We start from the raw sequence: 25,585 nt of genomic DNA on the forward strand, positions 1-25,585 counted from the left end.
GCCGGGCGCCGCCGATTTCCGGCAGGCGCCCGGCCATTGCGCTACTGCGATTCCTTGACCTGCTCGTCCCAGGTCTTGACCTTGGTCTCGCCATTGAGGAAGGGCAGCACGGTCGTCGCCAGTTCCGGTGCGAAGAACACGTCGTAGTGGGTGCGGTTGGGGATGATCGCCAGCCGGTTCTGCGACATGTTCTCGCGCATCCAGCCGGCATCCTTCAGCCCGCCGCCGAGCAACTGGTAGAACTTCACGATGTGCTCGGGCCGGTACATGTCGCTGTCGCCATAAACCAGCATGACCGGCATCTTCAGCGTCTTGACGTCCTCGGCCCAGTCATAGGGCTGGCGCATGAACTCGCCCATCTGGTCGAGCAGTTTCGGGAAATCCTCGACCTTGGGCGCCACCGCCGCATAGGTCTGGTACATCGGCGTCTGCTTCATCATTTCGGCCATACCGGCGCCGACCTGGGCCTGCATCGGCAGCATTTCGGGATAGAAGCCGTCCTGGGCATAGGCTGCCGACACCAGCGCCAGCCGGCGCACCGTCTCGGGATGCTGCACGGCCAGGCGGAAAGCGACGCCCGAGCCGAAGGAATAGCCAAGCGCGTCGACCTGGTCGTAGCCGAGTTTCTTGACCAGCCCGGCCATGTCGTCGCCCATGTCGATCATGCTCATCTTGCGATCGGTCAGCGCGGTGCGGCCATGACCATAAAGATCGACGGCGATCACCTGGCGATTCTTCGACAACGCCGGCAGCACCGGCCCGAACATGTCGATCGACCCCAGCCCGCCATGCAACAGGAGCAGCGGCTCGCCCTCGCCGTGGATCTCGTAATAATAGTTTACACCGTTGATCTCGGCATGACCTGCCTTGACGCCGGCATCCGTGGCTTTCGCCGTCTCGGCCATCGCTGCTCCTCCCGTCACAACTGCAAATGCCGCCGCCGCCAGCATGGTGATGAAACTGCGCTTGTTCATGTCCTCGTCCTCTCCTGTCCGAGCCTCGTCGCTCTTGCCTCTAGGACGAACGAGGCGAACGCATGCCTACATCGTGGGCGAAATTTTCCACGGGTGGAACAATTTTTGCAGTGACTTGCCGCGCCGCGATCCTTCCCACCCCCCTCTGCCCTGCCGGCCAGAGGGGGTGCGAAAGATCAGTAAGCCGAAGGTTGGCTTCGTAGGGCAACGTCAGACCATGCTCACGAGGCCGCCGCCGCCCTAGGAATCGAAAAGGCCAGGTCTGCCGACCTGGCCTTTTCGCAATCAGGCAATAATCCTCAGAGCGTCTTGGCGAGCGCCTCGAGCTGATCCGCGCACTGACCCCAGCCTTCGTGGAAACCCATCTTTTCGTGGGCTTCGCGGTCCTCGACGTTCCAGTGACGGGCAACGGCGGTGTAGCGGGTCTTGCCGCCGCCAATGTCCTCGAAGGTCACGGTCGCCGCCATGAACGGCTTTTCCGATGGCTGCCAGGCCTCGGTAAAGGCGTCGGTGAAGACCAGCTTCTCGTTCGGCACGACTTCGAGATAGACACCCGAGCTCGGGTAGTCGACGCCCTCGGGGCTGCGCATGGTGATCGCGCTGGTGCCGCCGGCACGCACGTCGAGCTTGGCGCTGGCCGTCGTCCAGGGCAGCGGCGCGAACCACTTCGGCAAAAGTTCAGCATCGGTCCAGCAGCGATAGAGTTTTTCGCGCGGTGCAGCGATGATGCGGGTCAGGACCAGTTCGCGATCGTTGGCAGAAGTCATTTCAGTCTCCTCGTTGAAATCAGCTTTCGGACCTAGGACGAGCCAGCCGCGCTCGATCCGACAGGCCGCCGGAAAAAATCTGGCTAGTGTTTCCGCGCCTGGACGAGATAGGAATCGATGCTGGTCTCGCCGAGCCAGCGCGCCGCCTCGAGCCGATGCAACCCCTCGACCAGCACGTAGCGCTTGCCGTCGTGTCGCACCTGGATCGGCGTCTTCATGCCGTTCTCGACGATGTCTTCGGCGAGATGCCGCACCGTTTCGGGATGCAACGTCTTCTTGCGCGCCGCGGGCACGTAGATGTCGTCGAGCGGTATCTTCTGGACTCTGAGCATGGGGCCTCCCGGCAGTGCGATGCAGCGTCTCACAGATAGGACGTCTCGCTGCATCGGCCAAGCGGGGCACTGGCCGGTCCGGCATCAGGCTGAAGGCGGCGTCAGCTTTTTTTCTTGGCGGCGCGGCGCTTGGCGTCGTCGATCATCATGTTGGCGAGTTGCATGCGCACCATGGCGCGCTGGCGCAGATGCGGCGCCACGCGGTCGGGGTGGTTGGCGAGCGCAAAGATACGGCGCAGCCTGGCGAGATCGGCCGGCTTGGCTTCGGCCAGGCCGAGCTCGGCGGCGATCGCGTCCGGGTCGATCGACGGCGGTTCGGGCGCTGGGGGCTCCAGAGGACCCGCCGCGGCTTCGACGGCGTCGGCCACAGCCCTGGCCCTGACCATGTCGAGCAGGGAAACGAATTCGTCCTCGAGCGCCTCGCCCGCCTCACGATAGCCGGCGGTCGCGGTCTCGCCCGAAACGCGGATGCGGCCGGAATGCAGTTCCTCGGCAACGGCGAGATAGTCGAACGGGATGGTCGGCGCGGGCGCAATCTCGCCAGGCTCGGGCGCGACGAACAGGTCGTCGAGCAACGAAGCGAAGTCGCGATTGGTCTCGGTGCCCATGCAAGGCCCTCCGCACGAAACGGCATGATACGCAATATTTGCCGGAACCGTAATCAGGCTCGGTTAAGAATCGTTTCGTGACGCCAGTGGCTTCTTAGAAATGTCGGCACAAAAAAACCGGGCCGCATGGGGGGGTAATATGCGGCCCGAAGTCGCCTTGCGGCGAGGAAAGCCAGCAGTGCCGGCTATTCAGTTACGCAACCGACACCTGACTTGTTACACCGGTCGTGAAAGATTTTTCCATGCACTGCATGGCAGCCATGCCGATGCTGCACTGCACAATCACGCCGGAATCACCTATATGTCGCCATGGGAGGACAAACCGGAGCCTGAGAGATGGGTTTCTATACCGAATTGTTCGCCCGCCCTCGCCCCAAGGAACAGGTCCGCTATCGTGCGGCGCTTGCTTTGCTGAACGCGATGAACTCGGCCGACCGCGCCGACATCGGTATCAAGCCGGCAGATTTTCCCCGTATCGCCCGCGAAATGTCGACGCGCCAGGCATGATGGTTCCGCGCGTCACTGCGCTGCCGCAATCGATGATGCATCATTGCGGCAGGCAGGAGATTCGCGATGAGGACTTTTTCGACACGGGCAGCATTGACCGCCGCCTTGACCAGCCTCTGGTCGTTCCAGGCGCTGGCCGCCGATCTGCCCTATCTCGATGACCGATCCGATGCGGCCGCCGTGGTACGCTCGCTCTACAATGCGGTCAGCCGCAAGGAATATGCCCGTGCCTGGGACTATTTCGGCGATGCCAAGCCCGCCAAGGACTTTGCCGAATTCGCCAAGGGATATGAGAAAACCGAGCGCGTCGAGATCGAGACAGGCGCGGTCAGTTCGGACGGCGCTGCCGGCTCGATCTTCTACAACATCCCGGTCGCCATTCGCGCCATAGACAAGGACGGCACCGAGAAGGTTTTCGCCGGCTGCTACACCGCCCGGCAGGTCAACGGCTCGATCCAGGAGCCGCCCTTCACCCCGATCCAGCTCGAGAAAGGTGCACTCAAGCCAGCCGAAGGCAATCTGAGCGAAGCGCTGCCCAAGCAGTGTGGCGATGCCCCACCCACAGAGATCGACGCCGTGCTCGACCTTGCCACCAAGACATTCGCTGCAAGCCACAAGGCCCAGTGCGACGTTGCCCGTGAAGGTAACGAGGCGATCCAGAGCTACAAGATTCCCTACCACAACAAATCGGACGCCGCCGACGCGCCGGCCAGCGAAGCCCGGCTGTTCCGCTTCTTCTGCGAGATGGGCGCCTATAACGAGACCCATGTCTATTATCTCTGGAACGAGGCCGACGGGCTGAACGAGCAGCATTTCGCCGCCCCCGAGCTCGACATCCACTACGAGGGCGACAATCCCGACGGCAAACTCGAGAGCGTCAACGTCATCGGCTACCGCACGGAAAACGCGCTGGTCAATTCGTCCTTCGACGACAAGACGATGACGATCACTTCGCACGCCAAATGGCGCGGCGTCGGCGATGCCTCATCCGACGGCACCTGGCTGTTCCGCGACGGCGCGTTTGCGCTGGTCCGGTACGACGTCGATGCGTCCTATGACGGCGAAATCAACCCCGAGACGGTGCTCGACTACAATTCGGGACCTTGAGGCTATTTCGCAGACAGCATCCAGTTGAGCGTCTCGCGCCAGTCGGTCATGCGGATCGGCGTGCCGTGGGTTCCGGTCTCGAAGCGGACGAAGCGCGTCGGATAGCTTTTGTTCTTGGCCAGGATCGAGCGGAAGAACGCCTCCTGCTTGTCGGCGGGGAAAACAGGATCCTTGCTGCCGTGGCCGAAGAACACCGGCACATTGGCCGCGAAGGCCGGTGATTTGAGGAAGAAGTCGTCCCAGAGCGAGCCGAGCAACATCAGCCCGCCCAGCTTCCTGGCTGCCTTGGCGTCGCGCGCCAGTCCCCAGCACAGCTGGCCGCCCATCGAGCCGCAGGCGACGACGATCCTGGCGCCAGGTGACTGCGCCGCGTAGTGGTCGATAAGCGCCGCCACCTCTGCAACGCCCTTGTCGCCGAAGTCGGAAAAGTCGGGCGACAGATAGAGCCCGCCATTGGCGGCCATCAGGTTCTTGATACGGTTGAAATTGCCGCCGAAGGTGAAATCGTCGACACCCTGCTTGCGGCTACCGCCCTGGCCATGAAGATAAAGCACGATGACTGAAGCGCCCTCGGTCTTGCCGACGGCGAAGTGCCTGACGTCGCCGGCATCAAGCTTCAGCACCAGGTCCTGTTGTGCCTTGCGGACGCCCGTCGAGACGTATTTGCCCTGAACCCGCCGCTCCGGCACCTGGTCGCGCTCGTTGATGTCGCGCATCTCCTGGTAGTCGACGACGCGGTAGGTCTCGCCCTCGGACGAGAGGATGGCAGGATAGGCGAAGAGCTCGTCCTTGTAGGGGGCGAGGGATTGAGCATGGGCGGTGGTTGCTAGCGACGAGAAAGCAAGCGCTATCACGCCCCAGGCGAGCCGTCGAAGGAATGCGCTCGACGTTGCCCCCCTCTGTCCTGCCGGACATGAGGGGGGCGTGAAGGAATGAGACTTCAAATCGAATGACATGACGTAGGGTTGGCCAACCGGCAGGCGCTTTGTCAACAGCCTCAATCCTGCGGCACCCCGCCCGCTCCTGCCAGCGCCTCGGGCGTGTCGACGTCGACGGCAGCGCCGGCGCCGATCTCGATGTCGACGACATCGACGCTTTCGCTCTCGATCAGATGCCGGGCGCCGGTGTCGCCTTCGAGATGGGCAACGGCTGCAAACAGGGCGCGCGGCAGGATCACCGGATTGCCACGTTTACCGTCATGGGTGGCGCGGACAACCGCACGGCCGCCTGCCCGCTCGAAGGCCTCGATCAGCCGGTCGAGGTCGGCCGGCAGCACCTCGGGCATGTCGCCGAGAACGATCAGCGCACCGGCTGCATCCTCGGGAAGCGCCGAAATTCCCGCCTTGAGCGAACTGGCGAGGCCTGAGGCAAAGTCGGCATTGTGGGTCGCGGGAATGTCGAGCCCGGCGAGCGCATCACCGATGCGGCTCGCCTGATGGCCTGACACAACGACAGTGCTTTCGGCCTTCGACGCAAGCACCCGTTCGGCGGTTCGGCGCACAAGCGGCTTGCCCTGGAACAGCGCCAAAAGCTTGTTGGGCCCGCCCATGCGGCTGGAACGACCGGCGGCGAGCAGCACGGCATGCACTTTCGGAACCGACGGAATGGCGGTGAGATCGCGTGGCTGCGGCCGCGTCGCAATTTCCATCAGCAGGCCGCCGACGCCCATTCCGGCAATGTCGGCCGCGGAGACGTCGAGCCCTGCCATCAGCCGGTCGAGCACCCAGTCGAAGCCGTTTTCCTTGGGGCTGCGCGCGCAACCCGGCGCACCGAGAACGGCGGTCTTGCCGATATGGCCAAGCACAAGAAGGTTACCGGGATCGACCGGCATGCCGGAACGGACGACGGTGCCGCCGGCGGCGCGGATGGCGGCCGGGATGACGTCATCGAAATCGGCCAGCGCCGAAGCGCCGAAAATGACGACGAGGTCGTTGTCGCGGGCAAGCTGCCTGGTGGCCTCGGCCACCGCACCGGCCTCATGCGCCGTTCGCCGTTCGGCGACGAGCCGGCTGCCCGAGCGTGCCAGCCGCTGCTGGGTCAGGCGCGCGGTCTTGTCAAGCACGCTTGGCTTGACGCTGGGCAGCATGGTCTGGATGACGCCGACGCGCTTCGCCGCGAAGGCATTGACGGCGAAGATCTCGCCTTTGGCGCACAGTTCGGTCGCCTGCCGCACCAGATCGCCTGACACGGCAAAGGGGATGATCTTCACCGTCGCGACCATCTGGTCTTTTTCGACCGTGAAATGCTGGGCCAGAGTGGCAACCGTTATCGAGGGGTCTATGGCGTTGATGGCGTCGATCAGGCCGGCATCGACGGTGAAGACGCCGGCTTCACGCGCATGCAGATTGACCCGGCCGGTCGCCGCCGGCTTCACCTCGATATGACGGTGCCGCATGCTGGCCGCGATCGCCCCAGCCGCCTGGTCTTCGCCGAGATCGCCCGGCTCCAGCACGGCGACGACGATCTCGCTCAGCCCCGAGGCTGCGAGGATGGCCACGTCTTCGGCGGCAAGCACATGGCCCTTGCGGTAGCGGAGGTCACCGGCGCTGGTGGAATGCGCAAGCACAGCGCCCTTGGCCTGGTCGACGGGGATTGCGCCAAATCTCACGCCGCCTCGCTTTTTGCCTTGGCGCCGAGGCCGCGCGCACGGAACGCCGAAATGACCTGCGCGAGAATGGCAACCGCGATCTCGGCGGGGTTGGCGGCACCGATGTCGAGCCCGATCGGCGCGTTGATGCGGTCGATCTGCTCCGGCGTCACGCCCATTGCCAGCAGGCGCTCTACGCGCCGGCCATGCGTCTTGCGGCTGCCCAGCGCACCGACATAAAAACACTCGGCATCGAGTGCTGCCTTGAGCGGCCAGTCGTCGATTTTGGGATCGTGGGTGATGGCGGCAAGTGCGGCATAACGATCGAGCGGACAATGCTTCAGCGCATCCTCGGGCCACTCGGCCTTGTGGACGACGTCGGGGAAACGTTCATCGCTGGTGAAGGCCGTGCGCGGGTCGATAATCTCCAGCGGAAAGCCGGCGATCTTGGCCATCGGCGCAAGTGCCTGGCTGATATGGACGGCGCCGATCACCACCAGCCTGGGCTGTGGCAGGTGCACGTTGAGGAAGAAATTGTGGCCTTCGGCCTCGACCAGGCCGGACATGCCGCTGCGAAATGCCCTGGCGATCGCCTGGCCAAGGTCGCCTGCGACGGCATCGCCTTCCCTGACGACGCGGTCGCGGCCATCCCCGATGTCGGTGACGAGTATCGCGGCGCGGCGGGCGCGACGCTCGGCATTCAGCGTTTTCAGAACATAAGGATCCATCGATCAGCCCAACCGCTCGACATAAACCCTGATCTTGCCGCCACAGGACAGGCCGACCTGCCACGCCGTCTCGTCGGCGACACCGAACTCCAGCATCTTCGGCTGGCCGCTGCCGATGACATCGAGGGCCTCTGATATCACCGCCCCCTCGACGCAGCCGCCGGAGACCGAGCCATGGAAGGTGCCTTCGGCGTCGATAACGAGATGGCTGCCGACGGGGCGCGGCGCCGAGCCCCAGGTTTCGACCACGGTGGCGATGGCGACATCCTTGCCGTCCTTCATCCAGCCTTCGGCGATGATCAGCGGGTCGCGGGCCTCATCGAGAAACTTGCTTGGCATGGAAACCTCCCTTTGCGACCTTACGCCGCCCGGCGCAGGCCGTCGATCATCCACAATCTGGGGTCGGTGTCGCGCGACGCCGGCGCGCCGAGCGAAGCGCAGAGATCGCCAAGCGCGTTGAGATTGTGCACCGGGCGGAACTCGTCGACATAAGGCAGCATGGCACGAACCCCGCGCGCGCGCGCTTCGAACCCCTCGAAGCGCAGCAACGGGTTGAGCCAGATCAGTCGGCGGCAGGACTTCTTGAGCCGCTCCATTTCTTCGGCGAGCCCTGACACATCGTCACGCTCGAGCCCGTCAGTGATCAAAAGTACCACGGCGCCCTGCCCGAGCACCCGGCGCGACCACAAACGGTTGAACTCGCCCAACGTGTCGCCGATGCGGGTGCCGCCGGACCAGTCCTTGACCGCGGCGGAGCAGTCGGCAAGGGCCGTGTCGGGATCGCGGTGACGCATCTGCCGGGTCAGGTTGGTCAACCTGGTGCCGAAGACGAAGGTGTGCACGCGCCGGCGCTTTTCGGCCAGCGCGTGCAGGAAATGCAGGAAGATGCGGGTGTACTGGCTCATCGAGCCTGAGATGTCGGCAAGCACGACCAGGGGCGGATGCACCTCGCGCACGGAGCGGAATTTCGGCAGGATCAGCTGGCCGCCGGTGCGGGCTGCCGCCCGCATCATGGCGCGCGGATCGACCGTGCCGCCATGCGGGTCCGGCTTGAAACGACGCGTGCGCACGGTGTCGAAGGGCAGCCTGAGCGCTGCGATCTCGCGCCGGGCGTCTGACATCTCGCTTGCTGTCATCTGGGCAAAGTCCTTGCCGCGCAGCATCTCGTTGCCCGACACGGTAAAACGGGCGTCGACCTCGATCTCGGGGATTTCGCGCGGCGGCTGGCTGTTGTGGTGGCCTTCGAACATCGCCTGGCTGACGCGGTTTTCGGCGGCGCGCGGCTTCTGCTTCTCGCGGCGGTCGGGCGCCACGGGCGAAAACATCGCCAGCATCTTTTCGATCAGCTCGCGCGACTTCCAGAACAGCCGGAAGGCTTCATCGAAGGTTGCGTGATCCTCGTGGCGGCTGACCAGCACGGCATGCAGCGTCCAGTAGAAATCGTCGCGCGAGCCGATGCCCGCGGCCAGCACCGCCTCGATCGCATCAATCACCGAAGCCGGGCCGACACGCATGCCGGCCTTGCGCAGCGCGCGGGCGAAATAGACGATGTTGTCGGCGATGCGACCGTCTGATGTTGCACTGCTGGGCGTCATGTCACCGCACCTACTCCGCCGCAGCCAGCTCCGCCCTCACCTCGTTGAGGATGCGGCGGCCCTCGCCTTGCTCGATGCGCGCGATGTCGTCCTGATATTTGAGCAGCACGCCGATGGTGTCCGAAATCGTCTCGGGATCGAGTGCTATCTTGTCGAGCTCCGTCAGCGCCGACGCCCAGTCGATGGTTTCGGCGACGCCGGGCACCTTGAATAGCTCGATCTCGCGCAATTTCTGGATGAAGCGGACGACCTCGGCGGACAGGCGCCGGTTGGCCTGCGGCACCTTGCGGCTGACGATTTCGAGCTCGCGCTCTGCATTGGGATAGTCGACCCAGTGATAGAGGCAGCGGCGCTTCAGCGCGTCGTGGATCTCACGGGTGCGGTTGGTGGTGATGATGACGATCGGCGGTTCCTCCGCCCTGATCGTGCCGAGTTCTGGAACGGTGACCTGGTAGTCGGAGAGGATTTCGAGCAGGAAGGCCTCAAAGGCCTCGTCGGTTCGGTCGAGTTCGTCGATGAGGAAGACAGGGGCAGCACCCGCCTTGCCGGTCAACGCGTCCAGCACCGGACGCCGGATCAGGTATTTTTCCGAGAAGACGTTCCTTTCCATGTCGGAGCGGTCGACCTTGCCGACAGCCTCCTCCATGCGAATCTCAATCATCTGCGCCGCATAGTTCCACTCATAGACGGCGGAGGAAACGTCGAGGCCTTCGTAGCATTGCAGCCGGATCAGGCGGCGTCCGAGCGCGCTGGCCAGGACCTTTGCGATCTCGGTCTTGCCGACGCCGGCCTCGCCTTCGAGGAATAGCGGCCGGTTCATCCGCAGGGATAAGAAAAGTACCGTCGCAAGCGCCCTGTCGGCGACGTAGTCCGCGCCGGCGAGCATCTTAAGCGTCTCGTCGATTGTCTGGGGAACTGGACGAGGCGTGTCGGTCATGGCGTTTCCGGAGAGGCGGTCTACAGCACGTGATAGCTGCGGCCGTGATAGATCAGCGGGCGAAGATTATCGCCGATGCGCAGGCCTGTCACCTTGCCAAACATGACACGATGGGTGGCCAGTTCCTTGGCGTCGACGAGCTCGCAGTCGAACACGGCAACGGCGCCGATCAGGGCCGGCGCGCCAGATGCCAGCACCTCCCACTCGCCAAGGGCGAAGCGCTGTTCAGGCGCGAGGCCTGTGACACCTGAGAAGGCCACGGCCAGTGGCTCGTGCCTGGCGGCGAGCGTGTTGAGGGCAAAGTTGCCGTTCTTGACGAACAGGTCGTTGTTGGGGTTCTCGCGGTTGACGCAGACAAGCACCATCGGCGGGTTGTCTGACACCGAGCAGGCAGCGATGACGGTGGTGCCACGTTTTCCCGCCAGACCGTCGGTGGTCAACAGATGCACCGCGCCGGCAAAATGGCTCATCGCGTCCCGGTAGGCCTGCGGCCCGACTTCAAACTTCTTCAACACCGGATTTTCCTGCAACGAGACATAACCGCTATATATGGCCGCATCGACCGGGTCACAAGCTGAGATGGCACAAGCACGTTGCGCTTGGCCGGGCCAGGCAGTAGGTCAGGTTATCAGCCTAAACTTGGTCTTGCAGAGGATTTTTCGGAGCGAATGCGAGCCGCAACGGCCATCACCACCCTGCTTTGCGCGTCGCTGGCGACGCTTGCCGCCCATGCCGAGCCGGTGAAGCTCGGGCTTGCGACACCGCTGTCGGGTCCGTCAGCGATCCTCGGCGAGCAGGTCAAATCAGGTGCCGAGCTTGCCGCGACGCGCAGCGACGCTGTTCTGGTGATCGCCGACGACGGCTGCACGGCCGAAGGCGGCGCCAAGGCAGCGCAGGTGTTCATCGACGCCAAGGTTGCGATTGCCGCAGGCTTTCTCTGCACCGAGGCGGTCGAGGCCGCTCTGCCCGTGCTCAAGGCCGCCAACATTCCTGTCATTTCGGTCGGCGTGCGCACCGACAGCCTGACCGACCTGCGTGACAAGACCGCCTGGCCGCTGTTCCGGCTGGGGCCGCGCGGCGATGGTGAGCGCAATGCGGCAGCCTCGATCCTGACGCGCCTGTGGAACGACGAGCTGTTTGCGATCATCGACGACGGCACGATCTATGGCCGCGAGCTGGCCGAAAGTTTCCGCGCCAGCGCCGAACAGGCCGGGCTGAAGCCGGTGTTCTTCGACACCTACAGACCTCAGCTCGACAACCAGGTCGCGCTGATCGGCCGACTGCGCAAGGCGGGCGCCACGCATGTCTTCGTCGGCGGCGACGGCGAGGACATCGCCGTGATGGGCCGCGACGCAGCTTCGCTCGGCGCCGACATCATTTTCGCCGGCGGCGAGACCTTGCGCGTCGCCGACCGCACCGTGCCGCCCGCCATGGGCACGTTGATGATCGCACCGCCTGAATGGTCGGATGTCGCCAAGCCGGAGGTGCGTTCGGCGTTCGAAGCGGCCAAGACGATGACCGACGGCTACACTTTGCCCGGCTACGCCGCCGTGGAAATCGCCGGCGCTGCAGCGCGGCTCGCCGCGTCGAGCGGAAAGCCTGTCGCGGACATGCTGGCGGGCCAGGACTTCGACAGCGCCATCGGCACCATCCGCTTCGACGCCAAGGGCGACCTTGTGGAAAGCCCGTTCCGGCTGTTTCGTTTCGACGGAACCAGCTACCTGCCTGCAGAGACCCAGTAATGCTGCCAGCCACGTTAACAGCCGGACCGCTGAACCTGATCACCGACGTCGCCGGACTGCGTGTCGGCAACGCCAGCGAAGAAAAGCTGAAATCGGGCGTGACGGTGGTGATCTGCGACACGCCGGCCACCGCTGCCTGCCAGGTGCTGGGTGGTGCGCCGGGAACGCGAGAGACCGACCTGCTCGAAGCGCACAACACCGTCGAGACGATCAACGCGGTCGCACTCTCGGGTGGCTCGGCCTTCGGTCTGGATGCCGCCTCGGGTGTGCAGGCAGCGCTGCGCGAAAAGGGCATCGGCTTTGCCATGCGCGACCAGGTGATCCCGATCGTACCGGCGGCGATCCTGTTCGACATGCTGAATGGCGGCGACAAGGACTGGGGCCGCTATCCGCCCTATCGCGAGCTTGGCTACGAGGCGGTGCAGGCAGCGGCGCGCGAATTCGCGCTGGGCACGGCAGGTGCCGGTACCGGCGCGCTGACCGCCGGCCTCAAGGGCGGGCTGGGCTCGGCATCGACGGTTCTGCCCAACGGTGTGACGGTCGGCGCCCTTGTCGCCGTCAACGCGACGGGGTCGGTGACAGTCGGCCGCTCCAGGCATTTCTGGGCGGCACCGTTCGAGCTGGACGGCGAGTTCGGCGGACTGGGATTCCCATCATCACTGCCTGCAGACGCTTCGCGCGTGTTCAAGAAGTACGAGGAAGACAACAGTGCGGCCGCCAACACCACGATTGCCGTCATCGCCACCGACGCGGTGCTGACCAAGGCTGCTGCCAAGCGGCTGGCGATCTCGGCGCATGACGGCTTCACCCGCGCCATCTGGCCGGTGCACACGCCTTTCGACGGCGACCTGGTGTTCGCGCTCGCAACCGGCGCAAGCGGCATCGAGGTCGGCCAGGCCGAGGTCGTCGACTTCTACGCTGCCGCCGCCTCGACCATGGCGCGCGCGATCGCCCGGGGCGTGCACGCTGCGACCGCCACGCGTGGCGACATCATGCAGGTGTGGACGACGCGCAAAGGATGAACCAAAACTCTTCGTTGTCTGTATGTTAGCGCCGTCATTTAAAAAGCCGATTCAACTGCAGGGAGGGGCCACTGCCATGAAAGTGATGAAGCTTCTTTGCCTCGCCGCCATGTCGCTGTGCGCCGCCTCGCAGGTGGCACGGGCCGGCGACGCCGCCGAACTCAACGTGCTCGGCTTCAGCGCCGACGGCAAGGTCTTTGCCTTCGAGGAATATGGCATCCAGGACGGCTCCGGCTTTGCCTATGCCAATCGCTTCTATATCGACACTGCGTCGGACAAGTTCCTGCCCGGCACGCCGGTGCGCGTTCAGATGGAAGACGAGAGTGTGGGCCTCGACGCAGCGCGCGCCGAAGCGCGCAAGCGCGGCGACACAATCGTCAAGGAGGAGGAGCTGGCCGCCAATCGCGGCCGCCTCGCCGGTTTCAACGCCGTGACCGAAACGAGTGCCGACCCGTTCAACATGACGGTCAATCCGCGCCCGGTGTTTCCGCCCATTGACAAGCAGCTCGAATTCAAGCTCGCGGAGATTTCCTTCGGCGAGATCGAGCGCTGCGCCGGCATCGGCCCGGCCAAGGGCTTCAAGCTGGTCCGCGTCGATGAAGACGGCAAGGCAGAGGTGCTGCAGGAAGACAAGGACGTGCCGCAGAGCCGTGGTTGCCCGACCGGATACCGCATCGGCGGTGTGCAGACCTTCTTCGGCGATGGCGGAACGCCCGCCTATGCCGTGCTGGTGACCGTCATCCGCCATGGCTTCGAGGGCCCGGACCACCGCTGGATCGCCGTGACGGGGCAGATGTGAGCAATACTGTTGTCGCGGGCCCGTCCCGCAGCAAGAGCCGAGGGCCGATGCGCATACGCCACCGACTGGGCCAGGCGCTGCCGTCGCTGCGGGTTGCCATTCTCGGCGCAGCCCTGTGGGGCTTTGCGATGGGCGCCAGCGCCTTCCTGACGCTTCTGCTCGACCATTGGGAAACGCCGGTGCGCGTCCGTGCGGTCGTGCTGCTGTTCGCACTCGGCGGCGCGATCGCCTTCCCCATCGGCTGGACCTTGGCGCGCCTTTTGTCATGCCACCGCGGCCGCGAGACCGCTTTCGCGGCGGCATTCGTGTCGTTCGGGGTGGTGACGATCGGCCTGACCGCCCTGCTCTATGCGCTGCAGTACCGGAGCTATTATGCAGAGTGGCATGCCGCACCCTTCACCATCACCTGGGCATTCCAGTTCGTCTTCACCGGGCTCGTCGCGCTCTATCAATTCGCTGTTCTGGGCCTGCGACTCTATTTTCCCGGCGGATTCGTCGCTCTTTTCGCCGCAGCTTCATGGTTTGCCAGCCGTTCGCGTTGAGCATTGCGCCCACCTCTGTTAGGGGAGCCGCAACGAAACCACAGCTGGACGAGCCCCGCCATGATCCCTCGCTATTCCCGGCCCGAGATGGTCGCCATCTGGTCTCCCGAAACCCGGTTCCGGATCTGGTTCGAGATCGAGGCCCATGCCTGTGACGCGTTGGCCGAAATCGGCGTCATCCCCAAGGAAGCCGCGAAGACGATCTGGGAAAAGGGCGGCGCCGCCACCTTCGACGTCGAGCGCATCGACGAGATCGAACGCGTCACCAAGCATGACGTCATCGCCTTCCTGACGCATCTCGCCGAATTCGTCGGCCCGGATTCGCGTTTCATCCACCAGGGCATGACCTCGTCCGACGTGCTCGACACCTGCCTCAGCGTGCAGCTGGTGCGCGCCACCGACATGCTGCTCGCCGACCTCGACGCGCTTTTGGCCGCTCTCAAGCGCCGCGCCTTCGAGCACAAGGACACCGTCACCATCGGCCGCAGCCATGGCATCCATGCCGAGCCGACAACCTTCGGCGTCAAGCTGGCGCTGGCCTTCGCCGAGTTCACCCGCTGCCGCGAGCGCCTGGTGCATGCCCGCGAGGACATCGCCACCTGCGCCATCTCGGGCGCGGTCGGCACCTTCGCCAACATCGATCCGCGCGTCGAGGAGCATGTCGCCGCCAAGCTCGGCCTGAAGCCGGAGCCGGTGTCGACGCAAGTCATCCCGCGTGATCGCCACGCCATGTTCTTTGCCACGCTGGGCGTCATCGCCTCGTCGATCGAGCGCCTGGCCACCGAAATCCGCCATCTGCAGCGCACCGAGGTGCTGGAAGCGGAAGAGTATTTCTCGCCGGGCCAGAAGGGCTCGTCGGCAATGCCGCACAAGCGCAACCCTGTCTTGACCGAGAACCTGACCGGCCTCGCCCGCATGGTCCGCTCCTATGCCGCGCCGGCAATGGAGAACGTGGCGCTCTGGCACGAGCGCGACATCTCGCACTCGTCGGTCGAACGCATGATCGGCCCGGATGCCACCGTCACGCTCGACTTCGCGCTGGCGCGCCTGACCAACGTCATCGACAAGCTCGTCGTCTATCCCGACAACATGCTGAAGAACATGAACAAGTTCCGCGGCCTGGTGCACTCGCAGCGCGTGCTCTTGGCCCTTACCCAGGCCGGCGTTTCCCGTGAGGACGCCTACCGTCTGGTCCAGCGCAACGCCATGAAGGTGTGGGAAGAAGGCAAGGACTTCCTCGAGGAACTGCTCGCCGACAAGGAAGTGACCGCTGCCTTGCCGGAAGCGGAGATCCGTGAAAAGTTCGACCTCGGCTATCACACCAAGCACGTCGACACGATCTTCAGCCGCGTCTTCGTCTGAGCTATTCGACCATCGACGCAAATAAAGTCCTTGCGCGCATCACCGCAAGGACTTGCATCCGTCCCGTCGCGAACGATTTGAGACGTTGATTTCTGCACCGGAACTGTGCAGAAGGCACCCAGTCATCGGACCCGGTGCAATTCCGGGTGGCTCTTCCGGCCGCCGATCCGCCGGACAATCCAGTCAATGCAATCTGATTGCTCGCCAGCAGGCGAGCTTACCATTGCCATGTCCTCTGCAACACAATGACCATCCTTGACAATTTTCGCCGCGATTGGCTTTCCAACGTCCGCAATGACATTCTGGCTGGCATAGTCGTCGCCCTTGCGCTGATACCCGAGGCAATCGGCTTTTCAATCATTGCCGGCGTCGACCCCAAGATCGGCCTGTACGCCTCATTCTCAATCGCAGTGGTCATTTCTATTGCCGGCGGCCGTCCAGGCATGATTTCGGCTGCCACGGCCGCGACGGCCGTCTTGATGGTCACGTTGGTGCGCGAGCACGGTCTGCAATACCTGTTGGCCGCGACCATCCTAGCCGGAATCATTCAGGTCGTCGGCGGATTCGCCCGGATCGGCTATGTGATGCGGTTCGTTTCGCGTTCGGTGATGACGGGCTTCGTCAATGCCCTTGCCATCCTGATCTTCATGGCGCAACTGCCCGAACTGATAGGCATGTCGTGGCAGACCTACGCTATGATTGCCGGCGGCCTCGCCATCATCTACCTGTTCCCCCGCCTTACCAAGTCGATCCCCTCGCCGCTGGTTTGCATCATCGTTCTCACCGCGGCAGCGATTGCGCTCGACATCGATGTTCGGACGGTAGGCGATCTTGGTGCTTTGCCCAACAGCCTGCCAGAGTTCCTCATCCCCAACGTGCCCTTCACCATGGAAACGTTCTGGATCATCTTGCCTTATTCGATAAGCGTCGCTGCCGTTGGCCTGCTCGAAAGCTTACTGACAGCATCTATAGTCGACCAAATGACCGACACGCGCAGTGACAAGAACAGGGAGGCCGTCGGGCAAGGAGTCGCAAATTTCGTCACCGGCTTCCTTGGAGGCATGGCGGGTTGCGCGATGATCGGCCAGTCGGTGATCAATGTGAAGTCCGGCGGCCGGGGCCGTCTCTCCTGCTTCGTGGCCGGATCGCTGCTACTTTTCCTGATCCTTGTGTTGGACGATTTCGTGCGCATCATCCCCATGCCTGCACTCGTGGCGGTCATGATCATGGTATCGATCGGGACATTCAGCTGGTCATCGCTCCACGACCTGCGCAAGCATCCGCGCCGTTCCAGCATCGTCATGCTGGCTACCGTGGTCGTGGTCGTGGGCACGCACAACCTCGCATTGGGAGTTGGAGTAGGCGTGCTATTGTCGGGCATCTTCTTTGCGTGGAAGGTATCCCAGATTTTCCGCGTCACCTCATCCCTGACCGCCGACGGCAAGGAACGAACCTACAGGGTCGAAGGCCAGCTGTTTTTTGCTTCCTCCGACGATTTCCTCGACTCTTTCGATTTCAGGGAACAATTGGAACGCGTTCGCATCGACGTCAGCATGGCCCATATTTGGGATCTGACAGGCGTCGGCGCCGTGGACAGGGCAGTGCTCAAGTTTAGGCGCGAGGGCACTGAAGTCGAGGTCATGGGCCTTAACGAGGCAAGTGCCACGATCATGGACAAACTTGCTGTACACGACCAGCCTTATGCGATGGAGCGTATGCTGGGTCACTAGCAGGCGTGCCGCCTGGATTGCGCCTGCCTGATGGTTGTGCCAACGCGTTCGCCGGTTATCAACCCGCGAACGCATCCATCAGGATGAAGGTCGCGTCCTGTCGCTGATGCTTGTTGATCAGCGGCACCAGCCGCGTGAAATGCTCGGACGCGCAGTGGATATCGAGCGCCGCGCGATCGGCCACAACTCGATGAACACGAAATGCCCCGGATCGTTCTGGTCGACGAACAGGTCATAGGACAGGCAGAGTGGCTCCTGCCGCGTCGTCTCCACCAGTTCGGCATAGAGCGGCCGCACGATCTCGACGAACTCAGGCCTGATGAAATCCTGAGCGATGACTTTCAGCATATTTGTCCCGGTCCTGCATGTTCATTGGCCGAACCGCCGGTCTGGCGGTTCGGCCATTGGCTTAGCACAGGCTCCGGCCAGTTGCTGTCAGGAGGAAAGTCAGCCCGGCTGGCCAGGCACAGCGCGGATGACCGTGCCCCAGGGGTCTTCGTAGGTCGAAGCGGCCTTGGCGTCGGCCGAGCGCATCTCGACCCAGGCAAGGCCGGTCAGCGAGGCGTCGCGCCTGCCGGCACCCGGGCTCTGCCAGGAATTGGCGCCGATATGGTGGTGATAGCCGCCCGAGGACAGGAAGACAGCGCTGTTGCCGTATTCCGCGACCGTGTCGAAGCCGAACTGGCTGTGCCACCAGCGGGCCGCCGCAGCGGGATCACCGACGCGCAGGTGGACATGGCCGACAATGCTGTTTTCAGGCGCGCCCTGCCAGCCGGCGTCGCCGTCGGGCACTTCTGATACGATCGAGCCGATGTCGAGCTGCCTGGTCGCCATCTCGACCTGCGCGCCATTCCACTTCCAGCCATCATGCGCGCGGTCGGAATAAATCTCGATGCCGTTGCCTTCCGGGTCGGTGAGATAGAGCGCCTCGCTGACCAGATGGTCGGAAGCGCCGTCGACCGGAATGCGCCTGTCGATGGCATGCTTGATCCAGCGGCCGAGATCGGCCCGGCTTGGCAAAAGGAATGCGGTGTGGAACAGGCCGGCACTACGCGGATCGTCTGGCTTCGCTGCCTGGTCGGCCTCGATGTCGAGCAGCGCGCGGCTGCCGGCGCCGAGCGTGATCGTCTCGCCGTCGCGCTTGAGTTCCTGCAGGCCGACGACGTCGCGATAGAAACTGGCCAGCGCATTGGCATCTCGGGCCTTGAGGCCGACGCGGGAAACGCTGATCGGGGTCGTCGCGGCAAAGGGAATGTTGCTCATCCTTGGCTCCGTGTGGCCGACCCGCACTCCCGCACCCAATGCGAGAAGTGCCGCGCTGCCAACCAGTTTGCGTCGTGTCAGTTCCAAAATCCACTCTCCGGCCAACACGGCTGTTTTTCTCCAGCCATAGATCGTCCGCGCGCATCGTTCACACAAGTAAGCAAAGACCGAACACGTCGTTCAACGATTCGATATCAATCTAAGACAGTAGATGACCTCGCGCAGCGCGCCTTTGGCCGTGAAGCGCACCGCCCCACACAAACATGAGCCCTTGTGCAGATTATCCATTGCATACTCCTCCAATTGACCGACAGCCATATTGATCTTGACCGGGGCACAGGACATGAATGTTTGCGACATGATCGATGCTGGCCAATGTTGCGGCCTCGTCTGGCACAGTGGGAATTACACCCTCTGGTAGAAAAATACCGGCAACAAGGCTGGAAATTAAGGAAACCTTAGCCAGCCTAAATTAGAGCTGATTACAAGTGATGGGCGCAGAGGGGACCTGCGCCGCCGCAAGCATTTTATCTCACGCCGCTCGCGCCCCCGTCCGATTGCACGTCAGCCTTCCGGCTGGCCATGCAGACGGCCGTCTGGCCAACTGAAACGGGACATACATGCAGTCTGCAGCCGCCCCGACAGAACGAGGCAACGATATTGCGAGTACTGTCGTGGCGACGATGAGCCAGATGGGCGTCATTGGACTGCCGCGCAATTACGAGATCTTCTACGAAGCGCTGACCGGCACCAACGCGGCCCTCAGCCTGGAGGTCATCGCACTCGGCAATCGTCCGACACAGGAGCAACTCGACCTTATCGGCCAGAAGTTCTTTGCCCAAAACCATGGGCAAGGCATCGTCGAACATGCCCGCGAAATCCTGGCGCGAGAGCTGGAAGGCGTCGCCAACCTGCTGCGCAACGAGCAGACGCATCTGGAGCGTTATGGCAAGGTTCTCGATGAGACGTCGAGCGGCTTGAACAGCCGTACCGCCATGTCGCAGGAACTGCTGCAGAAAATCGTCGGCGTGATGGCGGTTGCCACCGCCTCGAAGATCGATCACGGCAAGCACGTGGCAACCGCGCTGAGCGACAAGTCGAGCGAACTCGAAAGCGTCAAGTCGAAGCTCGAAGAGTACAAGAAGCTTGCCGATACCGATCCCCTCACCCACATCTGGAACCGGCGCGCCTTCGACCGGCGGATCGCCAAGATCTATAACGACAACAGGGGCGTGCTGTTCAGTGCGCTGATCCTGGCCGACATCGACCGTTTCAAGGACATCAACGACCGGCACGGCCACCCTGTGGGTGACAAGATCCTGCGGATCATCGCCAGCATCTTTCAGTCCAGCGTCCACCGCGACATGTTCGTGGCCCGGACCGGCGGTGAGGAGTTCGCACTGATCGTCGAAGGCACCACTGAGGAAGCGACGTTCGAGATCGCTGACCGCGTTCGCCTTTTGGTTGCGCAGACGCAATTCAAGGATATTCAGCCGGGCGTGAACTGCGGCCAGGTCACCGTTTCGATGGGTGTGTGCATGGCCTCGGATGCCGATAGCGCCGAGGACCTCTACGCCAAGGCCGACCGGGCACTCTACCGCTCCAAACTGATCGGCCGCAACCGCGTTACACGCTATTCGACGATCGCCGAGCGCCAGGGCAAGAACTGGATGCTGTACAAGAAGGACTGAGGCGCATCGCCATCCGTTCAAATGAAAAAGGCGCCGGTCAGACCGGCGCCTTTTCGATTCTGCAACCGCGTTTTGGCGATCAGGCGTTGACGGCTTTCTTCACTGGAGTCGGTGCGCTCTTGCGGAGCAGTTCCGACACGAGGAAAGCGAGCTCGATCGCCTGGTCGGCATTGAGGCGCGGGTCGCAATGGGTATGGTAGCGGTCCTGCAGTTCCTCGGCCGTGATGGCACGGGCGCCACCGGTGCATTCGGTAACGTTGTTTCCGGTCATCTCGACATGGATGCCGCCCGGGTGCGTGCCCTCTGAGCGGTGGATGTCGAAGAAGCTCTGCACTTCGCTCAGGATGCGGTCGAATGGACGCGTCTTGTAGCCGGCAGCGGTGATCGTGTTGCCGTGCATCGGATCGCACGACCAGACGACCTTGCGGCCTTCCTTTTCGACGGCGCGGATCAGCTTCGGCAGGTGCTCATCGACCTTGTCGTGGCCGAAGCGTGCGATCAGCGTCAGGCGGCCTGCCTCGTTCTCCGGGTTGAGCAGGTCGATCAGCTTGAGCAGGTTATCAGGCGTGATCGACGGGCCGCATTTGAGGCCGAGCGGGTTCTTCACGCCGCGGCAATACTCGACATGCGCGTGGTCGACCTGGCGCGTACGGTCGCCGATCCAGATCATGTGGCCCGAGGTGGCGTACCAATCGCCCGAGGTCGAGTCGACGCGGGTCAGCGCCTGCTCGTAGCCGAGCAGCAGGGCTTCATGGCTGGTGTAGAAGTCGGTCTCACGCAGCGCGTAGTTGGTCTCCGAGGTGATGCCGACGGCCTTCATGAAGTCCATCGTCTCGGTGATCCGGTTGGCCAGCGCTTCGTAGCGCTCGCCCTGCGGACTGTTGGAGACGAAGCCGAGCATCCACTTGTGCACGTTCTCCAGGCTGGCATAGCCGCCCTGGGCGAAGGCGCGCAGAAGATTCAGCGTCGCCGCCGACTGGCGGTAGGCCATTTCCTGGCGCGCGGGATCGGGAATGCGCGACTTCTCGTCGAAAGCCGGGCCATTGATGATGTCGCCGCGGTAGCTCGGCAGCGTCACGTCGCCCTTGGTCTCGTTGTCGGACGAACGCGGCTTGGCGAACTGGCCGGCGATGCGGCCGACCTTCACCACCGGCTGCGCGCCGGCGAAGGTCAGCACGACCGACATCTGCAGGAAGACGCGGAAGAAGTCGCGGATGTTGTCGGCACCGTGTTCGGCAAAGCTCTCGGCACAGTCGCCGCCCTGGAGCAGGAAGGCTTCGCCATTGGCAACGGCAGCAAGCTGTTTCTTCAGCTTGCGCGCCTCACCTGCAAAAACCAAGGGGGGAAAAGATGCGAGACGAGCTTCCGTTTCCACGAGCGCCGCAGCGTCCGGATAAGCCGGGACCTGCTGGATCGGCATGCTTCTCCAGGAATTCGGGGACCATTTCGTCATGTTCGCACCTAATAAAGTTCGCTAACGGGCACCTCACCCGCGCCATAACCCGCCATTGCGGGAACGCGGCTCTTTACACGATGAGGAGCCCCTAATCTACCCCGGAACACGTCCGAGATCGAACGTTTCCCTGCGGCAGGTCCGAGAGGCGACCACGTCAGTTGTCGACGCGGACGCCGTCTTTCACCAGATAGGTCGGCTTGTACATCGTCACCAGCTCTTCAGCAGCCGTCGGATGCACGGCCATGGTGCGATCGAAGTCGTCCTTGGTGAGCCCTGCCTTGAGCGTAATGCCGAGTAGCTGCGCCATCTCTCCGGCGTCGGGGCCGAGCACGTGAGCGCCCAGGACAAGCCGCGTGTCGCCGTCGACGACCAGCTTCATCAGCATCTTTTCCTGCCTGCCCGACAGCGTGTGGCGCATCGGCCGGAAGCTGGTGCGATAGATCTCCAGATGCCTGAACCGCTTGGCGGCGTCTTCCTCGGAGAGACCGACGGTGCCAATCTCGGGCTGCGAGAACACAGCTGTCGGGATGCAATCGTGGTCCGGCTCAGTCGGATTGTCCTTGAACGCCGTTTCGACGAAGCACATTGCCTCATGGATGGCGACAGGGGTCAGCTGGACGCGATTGGTGACGTCGCCGACGGCCCAGATGTTGTCGGCGCTGGTGCGCGAATACCGGTCGACGACGATCGCGCCCTGCTTGTCCATCTCAACGCCGGCGGCCTCGAGGCCGAGGTTCTCGGTGTTGGGTGTGCGGCCGATCGCGAGCAGAACCTGGTCGACGGTGAGCATCTGGCCGGTGTTCAGTGTGACGTCGAGACGGCCATCGCCGCGCTTGCTGACGCCCTGCGAAACCGAATGCAGCAAGATCTTGATGCCCTTCTGCTCCATCGTCTCGTGCAAGGTGCGGCGCAGGTCCATGTCGAAGCGGCTGAGGATTTCCTTGCCGCGATAAACCAGCGTGGTGTCGACACCGAGGCCATGGAAGATGTTGGCAAATTCGACAGCGATATAGCCGCCGCCCTCGATCATGATCGCCTTGGGCAGTTCGGGGAGGTCGAACACTTCGTTCGAATAGATGCAGTGCTCATGCCCCGGCAGTGCGGGATGCACCGCAGCCCGTCCGCCGGTTGCGATCAGGATCTGATCGGCAGTGACGGTGCGGTTTTCATCGACGATCCGGATCGTGTGGCTGTCGACCAGTTCGGCACGCGAATGGATCGTCTCGCCGCCGGAACCTTCGACATTGCGCTTGTAGATCGCCTCGAGCCGCGAAATCTCGCGCTCCTTGTTGGCTACAAGCGCCTTCCAGTCGAACTTGGCCTCGCCGACCGTCCAGCCGTAACCGGCAGCATCTTCGAAATGCTCAGGAAACTGCGAGGCGTAGACATAGAGCTTCTTGGGCACGCAGCCCCTGATGACACAAGTGCCGCCGAAACGGAACTCTTCGGCAAGTGCGACGCGCTTGCCGAGAGCGGCCGCAACACGTGCCGCACGCACACCGCCCGAGCCGCCACCGATGACGAAAAGATCGTAGTCGTACTGGGCCATGGGTGTCCTTCCTGCGGGAGAGCAGTACGCCAACGACGCGCGCCGCTCTTCTAAGTCCTTGAAACTGCGCACCGCACGGGATGCGCCTGTGATGCGGTCACAGGTAGTGGCAGAGACATCAAAAGAAAAGCCCGGCGAATGCCGGGCTTTTGCATCGTGACCGATGGTCGCGGCTGATCAGTTCGCCGGTGCTGCCGGGGCTGCGGGCGCAGCACCCTCGGCCGGAGCCTTGGTGCCGATGACTGCCTTGAGCTGCTCACCCACCTGCTCGGCGAGATCGCGCGCGATGCCGTTCTGCCAGATCTCGGCAGCCTTGACCAATTCGCGCGAGGCGATCGGGCCGTTCTCGATCAGCTTCTTGCCGGCTTCCGAATTGTAGAAAGCAGCAATGTCGTTGAGGTTCTGTTCGGAGAACGACTTTGCGTAGGCGAGCGCTGATTCCTTTTCGAGATCGGCACGGCGGGCGGCCAGCGCCAGCGTCTTTTCGTCGACGGTCTGGGTGATGACTTCCTGCATATCGGGATTCTGCTGGATCAGCTGCTGCTTAAGTGCCGCGGCTGCCTGCGGCAGGATCGAATCGAAAGAGTCGGTCGCGTGGATCGAAGCGATCGCAGCATGTGCCGCCTTGAGGTGGGATTCGCTGATTTCCTGCGCCTGGGCCGAGAATGCGACGGCCGCGAATGCCGAAGCCGCCACCATGACGGAGAAGCGGCGAAGCCGGTTTATCGAAATCATGATGAATAGAACTCCTGTTTAGCGTGCCGGATGAACGGTTCTGACCCCGTCCGAGCCGGCGATGACGGCAACGGTGGCCAGCCCCAGAAAGAGACCGTGCTCCACGACGCCAGGAATGGCGTGCAGGGCATCCGAAAGCGCTCTTGTATCTGGAATGCGGCCAAAAGATGCATCGATAATGAAATGTCCACCGTCGGTTACGAAGGTCTCGCCGCCGACTTTGCGCAGCACCAAAGGCCCCGAAAGCCCGAGCTTTTCCGCAGCTTTCGCGATGGCGATCTCCGTCGCCTTGAGGCCGAACGGATTGACCTCGACCGGCAGCGGGAAGCGCCCCAGCGTGTCGACGAGCTTGGTCTGGTCGGCGATGACGACCATGCGCGTCGACGCCGCGGCCACGATCTTCTCGCGCAGCAGCGCGCCGCCGCCGCCCTTGACCAGCGTCAGCTGCGGATCGATCTCGTCGGCACCGTCGATGGTGAGGTCGAGCTCAGGCGTCTCGTCGAGCGTCGACAGCGGAACCGACAGCTCGTGGCAAAGGGTTGCGGTGCGTTCAGACGTCGGCACGCCGATGATCTGCATGCCGTCAGCTACCTTCTCGGCCAGCAGCCTGACGAACTCCTCGGCCGTCGAACCGGTACCTATGCCAAGGCGCATTCCGCTCTCGACATACCCCAAGGCGGCGCGCGCCGCCTCGATCTTCAAAGCCTTGGCATCCATGACTTGTTCGCAAAATCCTCGAATATCAGGCTTGGCTCCTAGCATTTTTGCCCGTTGGGTCAAAGGCTTTATGGCCCGGGCTTGCGTCCTGCCGGGTCCAAGGCTATCGCCTCTTGCAACGCACAACTCCACAAAAGGCGGAGCCATGTCCAAGCCGATCATCGTTTTCGACCTCGACGGGACGCTCGTCGACACCGCCCCCGACCTTTTGGACAGCCTCAATCACACGCTCGTCGCCGGCGGCCTCGCCGAAGTCGACGACCGGGCGTTCCGCCGCTTCGTCGGCCAGGGCGGCCGCATCATGATCGAGCGCGCCTACAACGCCCAGCAAAAGCAGCTGGCCAGCGTGGAGCACGATCGCCTGCACGACATCTTCCTCGATCACTACACGGTCAATATTCCGGGTCGCTCGCTGCCTTATCCCGGCGTGGTCGCCGCGATGGACCGCTTCACTGATGCCGGCTACCTGCTCGCCGTCTGCACGAACAAGTACGAAAACCTCGCCAAGGGGCTCATCCAGGCGCTCGGCCTGTCCGATCGTTTCGCCGCCATCACCGGCCCGGAAACCTTCGGCATCCGCAAGCCCGATCCGCGGCACCTTACCGAAACCATCGCCAAGGCCGGCGGCGACGCGTCCCGCGCCGTCATGGTCGGCGATTCGGTCACCGACATCGACACGGCAAAGGCCGCCGGCATTCCTGTGGTTGCCGTCGATTTCGGCTACACCGACCGTCATGTCAGCGAATATGAGCCGTCGGTGGTCATCTCGCACTACGACGAACTGACGCTTGGCATGGCCCAGAAGCTGATAGAGGCGGCAAGTCGCTAAAGCCGC

The 25,585-nt window shown here is 63.3% G+C and carries 27 protein-coding genes and 1 other annotated feature; of the genes, 10 read left to right on the forward strand and 17 right to left on the reverse strand.

The genetic code is table 11. From position 1 onward, the window contains the following. Window positions 1–41: 41 nt before the first annotated feature. The 4 genes from Amn_RS16620 to Amn_RS16635 all read right to left on the reverse strand — a co-directional run bounded on the left by Amn_RS16620 (window position 42) and on the right by Amn_RS16635 (window position 2,681). Window positions 42–974 (reverse strand): alpha/beta fold hydrolase, encoded by a 933-nt coding sequence (locus Amn_RS16620; RefSeq protein WP_263006803.1) that lies wholly within the window; start codon window positions 972–974, stop codon window positions 42–44. A 299-nt stretch (window positions 975–1,273) separates the two neighbouring features. Beyond that, on the reverse strand, window positions 1,274–1,741 hold the full coding sequence (locus tag Amn_RS16625) for an SRPBCC family protein (RefSeq protein WP_154383984.1): 468 nt from the start codon (window positions 1,739–1,741) through the stop codon (window positions 1,274–1,276). A gap of 83 nt (window positions 1,742–1,824) precedes the next feature. Beyond that, window positions 1,825–2,073 (reverse strand): ParB N-terminal domain-containing protein, encoded by a 249-nt coding sequence (locus Amn_RS16630; protein WP_115732322.1) that lies wholly within the window; start codon window positions 2,071–2,073, stop codon window positions 1,825–1,827. A 101-nt stretch (window positions 2,074–2,174) separates the two neighbouring features. Further along, window positions 2,175–2,681 (reverse strand): hypothetical protein, encoded by a 507-nt coding sequence (locus Amn_RS16635; protein WP_286290563.1) that lies wholly within the window; start codon window positions 2,679–2,681, stop codon window positions 2,175–2,177. 336 nt (window positions 2,682–3,017) lie between these two features. On the opposite strand from Amn_RS16635, the gene Amn_RS16640 reads away from it, so the two are divergent. Further along, the gene (locus Amn_RS16640) at window positions 3,018–3,188 is read left to right on the forward strand and encodes a hypothetical protein (RefSeq protein WP_154383983.1); all 171 of its coding nucleotides are present in this window, start codon (window positions 3,018–3,020) and stop codon (window positions 3,186–3,188) included. Window positions 3,189–3,254: 66 nt separating this feature from the next. Beyond that, window positions 3,255–4,295, forward strand: a complete 1,041-nt coding sequence (locus Amn_RS16645) for a DUF1176 domain-containing protein (protein ID WP_286290567.1) — start codon at window positions 3,255–3,257, stop codon at window positions 4,293–4,295. A gap of 2 nt (window positions 4,296–4,297) precedes the next feature. Here Amn_RS16645 and Amn_RS16650 read toward each other — a convergent pair whose 3' ends face one another. From Amn_RS16650 to Amn_RS16680, 7 genes are all read right to left on the reverse strand, one after another. Beyond that, window positions 4,298–5,149 (reverse strand): alpha/beta hydrolase family protein, encoded by an 852-nt coding sequence (locus tag Amn_RS16650; RefSeq protein ID WP_502874726.1) that lies wholly within the window; start codon window positions 5,147–5,149, stop codon window positions 4,298–4,300. A 143-nt stretch (window positions 5,150–5,292) separates the two neighbouring features. After that, window positions 5,293–6,903, reverse strand: coding sequence for an NTP transferase domain-containing protein (locus tag Amn_RS16655; RefSeq protein ID WP_263006801.1), 1,611 nt, complete (start codon window positions 6,901–6,903; stop codon window positions 5,293–5,295). Then, window positions 6,900–7,610 carry an XdhC family protein gene (locus Amn_RS16660; protein WP_286290571.1) on the reverse strand — a complete coding sequence of 237 codons (711 nt, stop codon included), beginning with the start codon at window positions 7,608–7,610 and terminating at the stop codon, window positions 6,900–6,902. The genes Amn_RS16655 and Amn_RS16660 overlap by 4 nt, the downstream gene beginning before the upstream one ends. Before the next feature lie 3 nt (window positions 7,611–7,613). Continuing rightward, entirely contained in the window at window positions 7,614–7,949 is a 336-nt protein-coding gene (locus tag Amn_RS16665; protein ID WP_067961329.1) for an XdhC family protein, read from the reverse strand. Window positions 7,950–7,969: 20 nt separating this feature from the next. Continuing rightward, complete coding sequence (locus Amn_RS16670) at window positions 7,970–9,205, reverse strand: vWA domain-containing protein (RefSeq protein ID WP_286290574.1); 1,236 nt, start codon at window positions 9,203–9,205, stop codon at window positions 7,970–7,972. A gap of 10 nt (window positions 9,206–9,215) precedes the next feature. Then, entirely contained in the window at window positions 9,216–10,142 is a 927-nt protein-coding gene (locus Amn_RS16675) for an AAA family ATPase (protein WP_192315882.1), read from the reverse strand. A 20-nt stretch (window positions 10,143–10,162) separates the two neighbouring features. Next, window positions 10,163–10,657, reverse strand: a complete 495-nt coding sequence (locus Amn_RS16680; RefSeq protein WP_263006799.1) for a flavin reductase family protein — start codon at window positions 10,655–10,657, stop codon at window positions 10,163–10,165. Window positions 10,658–10,810: 153 nt separating this feature from the next. Between Amn_RS16680 and Amn_RS16685 the strand changes: the two genes are divergently transcribed. The 6 genes from Amn_RS16685 to Amn_RS16710 all read left to right on the forward strand — a co-directional run bounded on the left by Amn_RS16685 (window position 10,811) and on the right by Amn_RS16710 (window position 17,339). After that, window positions 10,811–11,884, forward strand: a complete 1,074-nt coding sequence (locus Amn_RS16685) for a branched-chain amino acid ABC transporter substrate-binding protein (RefSeq protein ID WP_263006798.1) — start codon at window positions 10,811–10,813, stop codon at window positions 11,882–11,884. Continuing rightward, the gene (locus Amn_RS16690; RefSeq protein WP_263006797.1) at window positions 11,884–12,906 is read left to right on the forward strand and encodes a P1 family peptidase; all 1,023 of its coding nucleotides are present in this window, start codon (window positions 11,884–11,886) and stop codon (window positions 12,904–12,906) included. Before Amn_RS16685 ends, Amn_RS16690 begins: the two co-directional genes overlap by 1 nt. Window positions 12,907–12,982: 76 nt before the next feature. Beyond that, on the forward strand, window positions 12,983–13,705 hold the full coding sequence (locus tag Amn_RS16695) for a DUF2259 domain-containing protein (protein ID WP_286290583.1): 723 nt from the start codon (window positions 12,983–12,985) through the stop codon (window positions 13,703–13,705). A gap of 47 nt (window positions 13,706–13,752) precedes the next feature. Next, window positions 13,753–14,247, forward strand: a complete 495-nt coding sequence (locus Amn_RS16700) for a hypothetical protein (RefSeq protein ID WP_192315874.1) — start codon at window positions 13,753–13,755, stop codon at window positions 14,245–14,247. 60 nt (window positions 14,248–14,307) lie between these two features. Then, window positions 14,308–15,609, forward strand: a complete 1,302-nt coding sequence (gene purB / locus Amn_RS16705) for an adenylosuccinate lyase (RefSeq protein ID WP_067961313.1) — start codon at window positions 14,308–14,310, stop codon at window positions 15,607–15,609. 124 nt (window positions 15,610–15,733) lie between these two features. Beyond that, window positions 15,734–15,789 (forward strand) — a sequence feature (sul1 is cis-regulatory element that is thought to sense ions involved in sulfur or methionine metabolism; They are found in Alphaproteobacteria). A 65-nt stretch (window positions 15,790–15,854) separates the two neighbouring features. Further along, complete coding sequence (locus Amn_RS16710; RefSeq protein ID WP_154383975.1) at window positions 15,855–17,339, forward strand: SulP family inorganic anion transporter; 1,485 nt, start codon at window positions 15,855–15,857, stop codon at window positions 17,337–17,339. Window positions 17,340–17,456: 117 nt separating this feature from the next. Here the strand turns inward: Amn_RS16710 and Amn_RS16715 are convergent, their stop codons facing one another. Both Amn_RS16715 and Amn_RS16720 read right to left on the reverse strand, forming a co-directional pair. Next, window positions 17,457–17,687 carry a putative quinol monooxygenase gene (locus Amn_RS16715; protein WP_286290593.1) on the reverse strand — a complete coding sequence of 77 codons (231 nt, stop codon included), beginning with the start codon at window positions 17,685–17,687 and terminating at the stop codon, window positions 17,457–17,459. 99 nt (window positions 17,688–17,786) lie between these two features. After that, complete coding sequence (locus Amn_RS16720) at window positions 17,787–18,689, reverse strand: VOC family protein (protein ID WP_371818567.1); 903 nt, start codon at window positions 18,687–18,689, stop codon at window positions 17,787–17,789. A gap of 596 nt (window positions 18,690–19,285) precedes the next feature. Between Amn_RS16720 and Amn_RS16725 the strand changes: the two genes are divergently transcribed. Further along, on the forward strand, window positions 19,286–20,293 hold the full coding sequence (locus Amn_RS16725; protein WP_246340646.1) for a GGDEF domain-containing protein: 1,008 nt from the start codon (window positions 19,286–19,288) through the stop codon (window positions 20,291–20,293). A 79-nt stretch (window positions 20,294–20,372) separates the two neighbouring features. Here Amn_RS16725 and Amn_RS16730 read toward each other — a convergent pair whose 3' ends face one another. From Amn_RS16730 to rpiA, 4 genes are all read right to left on the reverse strand, one after another. After that, complete coding sequence (locus tag Amn_RS16730; protein WP_067961301.1) at window positions 20,373–21,746, reverse strand: class II 3-deoxy-7-phosphoheptulonate synthase; 1,374 nt, start codon at window positions 21,744–21,746, stop codon at window positions 20,373–20,375. Between the two features lie 157 nt (window positions 21,747–21,903). Continuing rightward, entirely contained in the window at window positions 21,904–23,298 is a 1,395-nt protein-coding gene (gene gor, locus Amn_RS16735; protein ID WP_154383973.1) for a glutathione-disulfide reductase, read from the reverse strand. Between the two features lie 177 nt (window positions 23,299–23,475). Further along, a complete protein-coding gene (locus tag Amn_RS16740) occupies window positions 23,476–24,033 on the reverse strand; it encodes a DUF2059 domain-containing protein (RefSeq protein ID WP_154383972.1) in 558 nt (185 codons plus the stop codon). Window positions 24,034–24,051: 18 nt separating this feature from the next. Next, window positions 24,052–24,750, reverse strand: a complete 699-nt coding sequence (gene rpiA / locus Amn_RS16745; RefSeq protein ID WP_286290599.1) for a ribose-5-phosphate isomerase RpiA — start codon at window positions 24,748–24,750, stop codon at window positions 24,052–24,054. A 145-nt stretch (window positions 24,751–24,895) separates the two neighbouring features. Here rpiA and Amn_RS16750 point away from each other — a divergent pair, with 145 nt between their 5' ends. Further along, window positions 24,896–25,579, forward strand: coding sequence for a phosphoglycolate phosphatase (locus tag Amn_RS16750; protein WP_067961289.1), 684 nt, complete (start codon window positions 24,896–24,898; stop codon window positions 25,577–25,579). The last annotated feature ends 6 nt before the right edge of the window (window positions 25,580–25,585 follow it).

The organism is Aminobacter sp. Y103A (assembly GCF_030294925.1).
In the GTDB taxonomy this organism is placed as follows: domain Bacteria; phylum Pseudomonadota; class Alphaproteobacteria; order Rhizobiales; family Rhizobiaceae; genus Aminobacter; species Aminobacter ciceronei.

Excerpts from the sequence above, each read along its gene's own strand:
- Amn_RS16620 (WP_263006803.1), bottom strand. The coding sequence starts at position 974 with ATGAACAAGCGCAGTTTCATCACCATGCTGGCGGCGGCGGCATTTGCA.
- Amn_RS16625 (WP_154383984.1), bottom strand. The coding sequence starts at position 1,741 with ATGACTTCTGCCAACGATCGCGAACTGGTCCTGACCCGCATCATCGCT.
- Amn_RS16630 (WP_115732322.1), bottom strand. The coding sequence starts at position 2,073 with ATGCTCAGAGTCCAGAAGATACCGCTCGACGACATCTACGTGCCCGCG.
- Amn_RS16635 (WP_286290563.1), bottom strand. The coding sequence starts at position 2,681 with ATGGGCACCGAGACCAATCGCGACTTCGCTTCGTTGCTCGACGACCTG.
- Amn_RS16640 (WP_154383983.1), top strand. The coding sequence starts at position 3,018 with ATGGGTTTCTATACCGAATTGTTCGCCCGCCCTCGCCCCAAGGAACAG.
- Amn_RS16645 (WP_286290567.1), top strand. The coding sequence starts at position 3,255 with ATGAGGACTTTTTCGACACGGGCAGCATTGACCGCCGCCTTGACCAGC.
- Amn_RS16660 (WP_286290571.1), bottom strand. The coding sequence starts at position 7,610 with ATGGATCCTTATGTTCTGAAAACGCTGAATGCCGAGCGTCGCGCCCGC.
- Amn_RS16665 (WP_067961329.1), bottom strand. The coding sequence starts at position 7,949 with ATGCCAAGCAAGTTTCTCGATGAGGCCCGCGACCCGCTGATCATCGCC.
- Amn_RS16670 (WP_286290574.1), bottom strand. The coding sequence starts at position 9,205 with ATGACGCCCAGCAGTGCAACATCAGACGGTCGCATCGCCGACAACATC.
- Amn_RS16675 (WP_192315882.1), bottom strand. The coding sequence starts at position 10,142 with ATGACCGACACGCCTCGTCCAGTTCCCCAGACAATCGACGAGACGCTT.
- Amn_RS16685 (WP_263006798.1), top strand. The coding sequence starts at position 10,811 with ATGCGAGCCGCAACGGCCATCACCACCCTGCTTTGCGCGTCGCTGGCG.
- Amn_RS16690 (WP_263006797.1), top strand. The coding sequence starts at position 11,884 with ATGCTGCCAGCCACGTTAACAGCCGGACCGCTGAACCTGATCACCGAC.
- Amn_RS16695 (WP_286290583.1), top strand. The coding sequence starts at position 12,983 with ATGAAAGTGATGAAGCTTCTTTGCCTCGCCGCCATGTCGCTGTGCGCC.
- Amn_RS16700 (WP_192315874.1), top strand. The coding sequence starts at position 13,753 with ATGCGCATACGCCACCGACTGGGCCAGGCGCTGCCGTCGCTGCGGGTT.
- purB (WP_067961313.1), top strand. The coding sequence starts at position 14,308 with ATGATCCCTCGCTATTCCCGGCCCGAGATGGTCGCCATCTGGTCTCCC.
- Amn_RS16710 (WP_154383975.1), top strand. The coding sequence starts at position 15,855 with ATGACCATCCTTGACAATTTTCGCCGCGATTGGCTTTCCAACGTCCGC.
- Amn_RS16715 (WP_286290593.1), bottom strand. The coding sequence starts at position 17,687 with ATGCTGAAAGTCATCGCTCAGGATTTCATCAGGCCTGAGTTCGTCGAG.
- Amn_RS16725 (WP_246340646.1), top strand. The coding sequence starts at position 19,286 with ATGAGCCAGATGGGCGTCATTGGACTGCCGCGCAATTACGAGATCTTC.
- Amn_RS16730 (WP_067961301.1), bottom strand. The coding sequence starts at position 21,746 with ATGACGAAATGGTCCCCGAATTCCTGGAGAAGCATGCCGATCCAGCAG.
- gor (WP_154383973.1), bottom strand. The coding sequence starts at position 23,298 with ATGGCCCAGTACGACTACGATCTTTTCGTCATCGGTGGCGGCTCGGGC.
- Amn_RS16740 (WP_154383972.1), bottom strand. The coding sequence starts at position 24,033 with ATGATTTCGATAAACCGGCTTCGCCGCTTCTCCGTCATGGTGGCGGCT.
- rpiA (WP_286290599.1), bottom strand. The coding sequence starts at position 24,750 with ATGGATGCCAAGGCTTTGAAGATCGAGGCGGCGCGCGCCGCCTTGGGG.
- Amn_RS16750 (WP_067961289.1), top strand. The coding sequence starts at position 24,896 with ATGTCCAAGCCGATCATCGTTTTCGACCTCGACGGGACGCTCGTCGAC.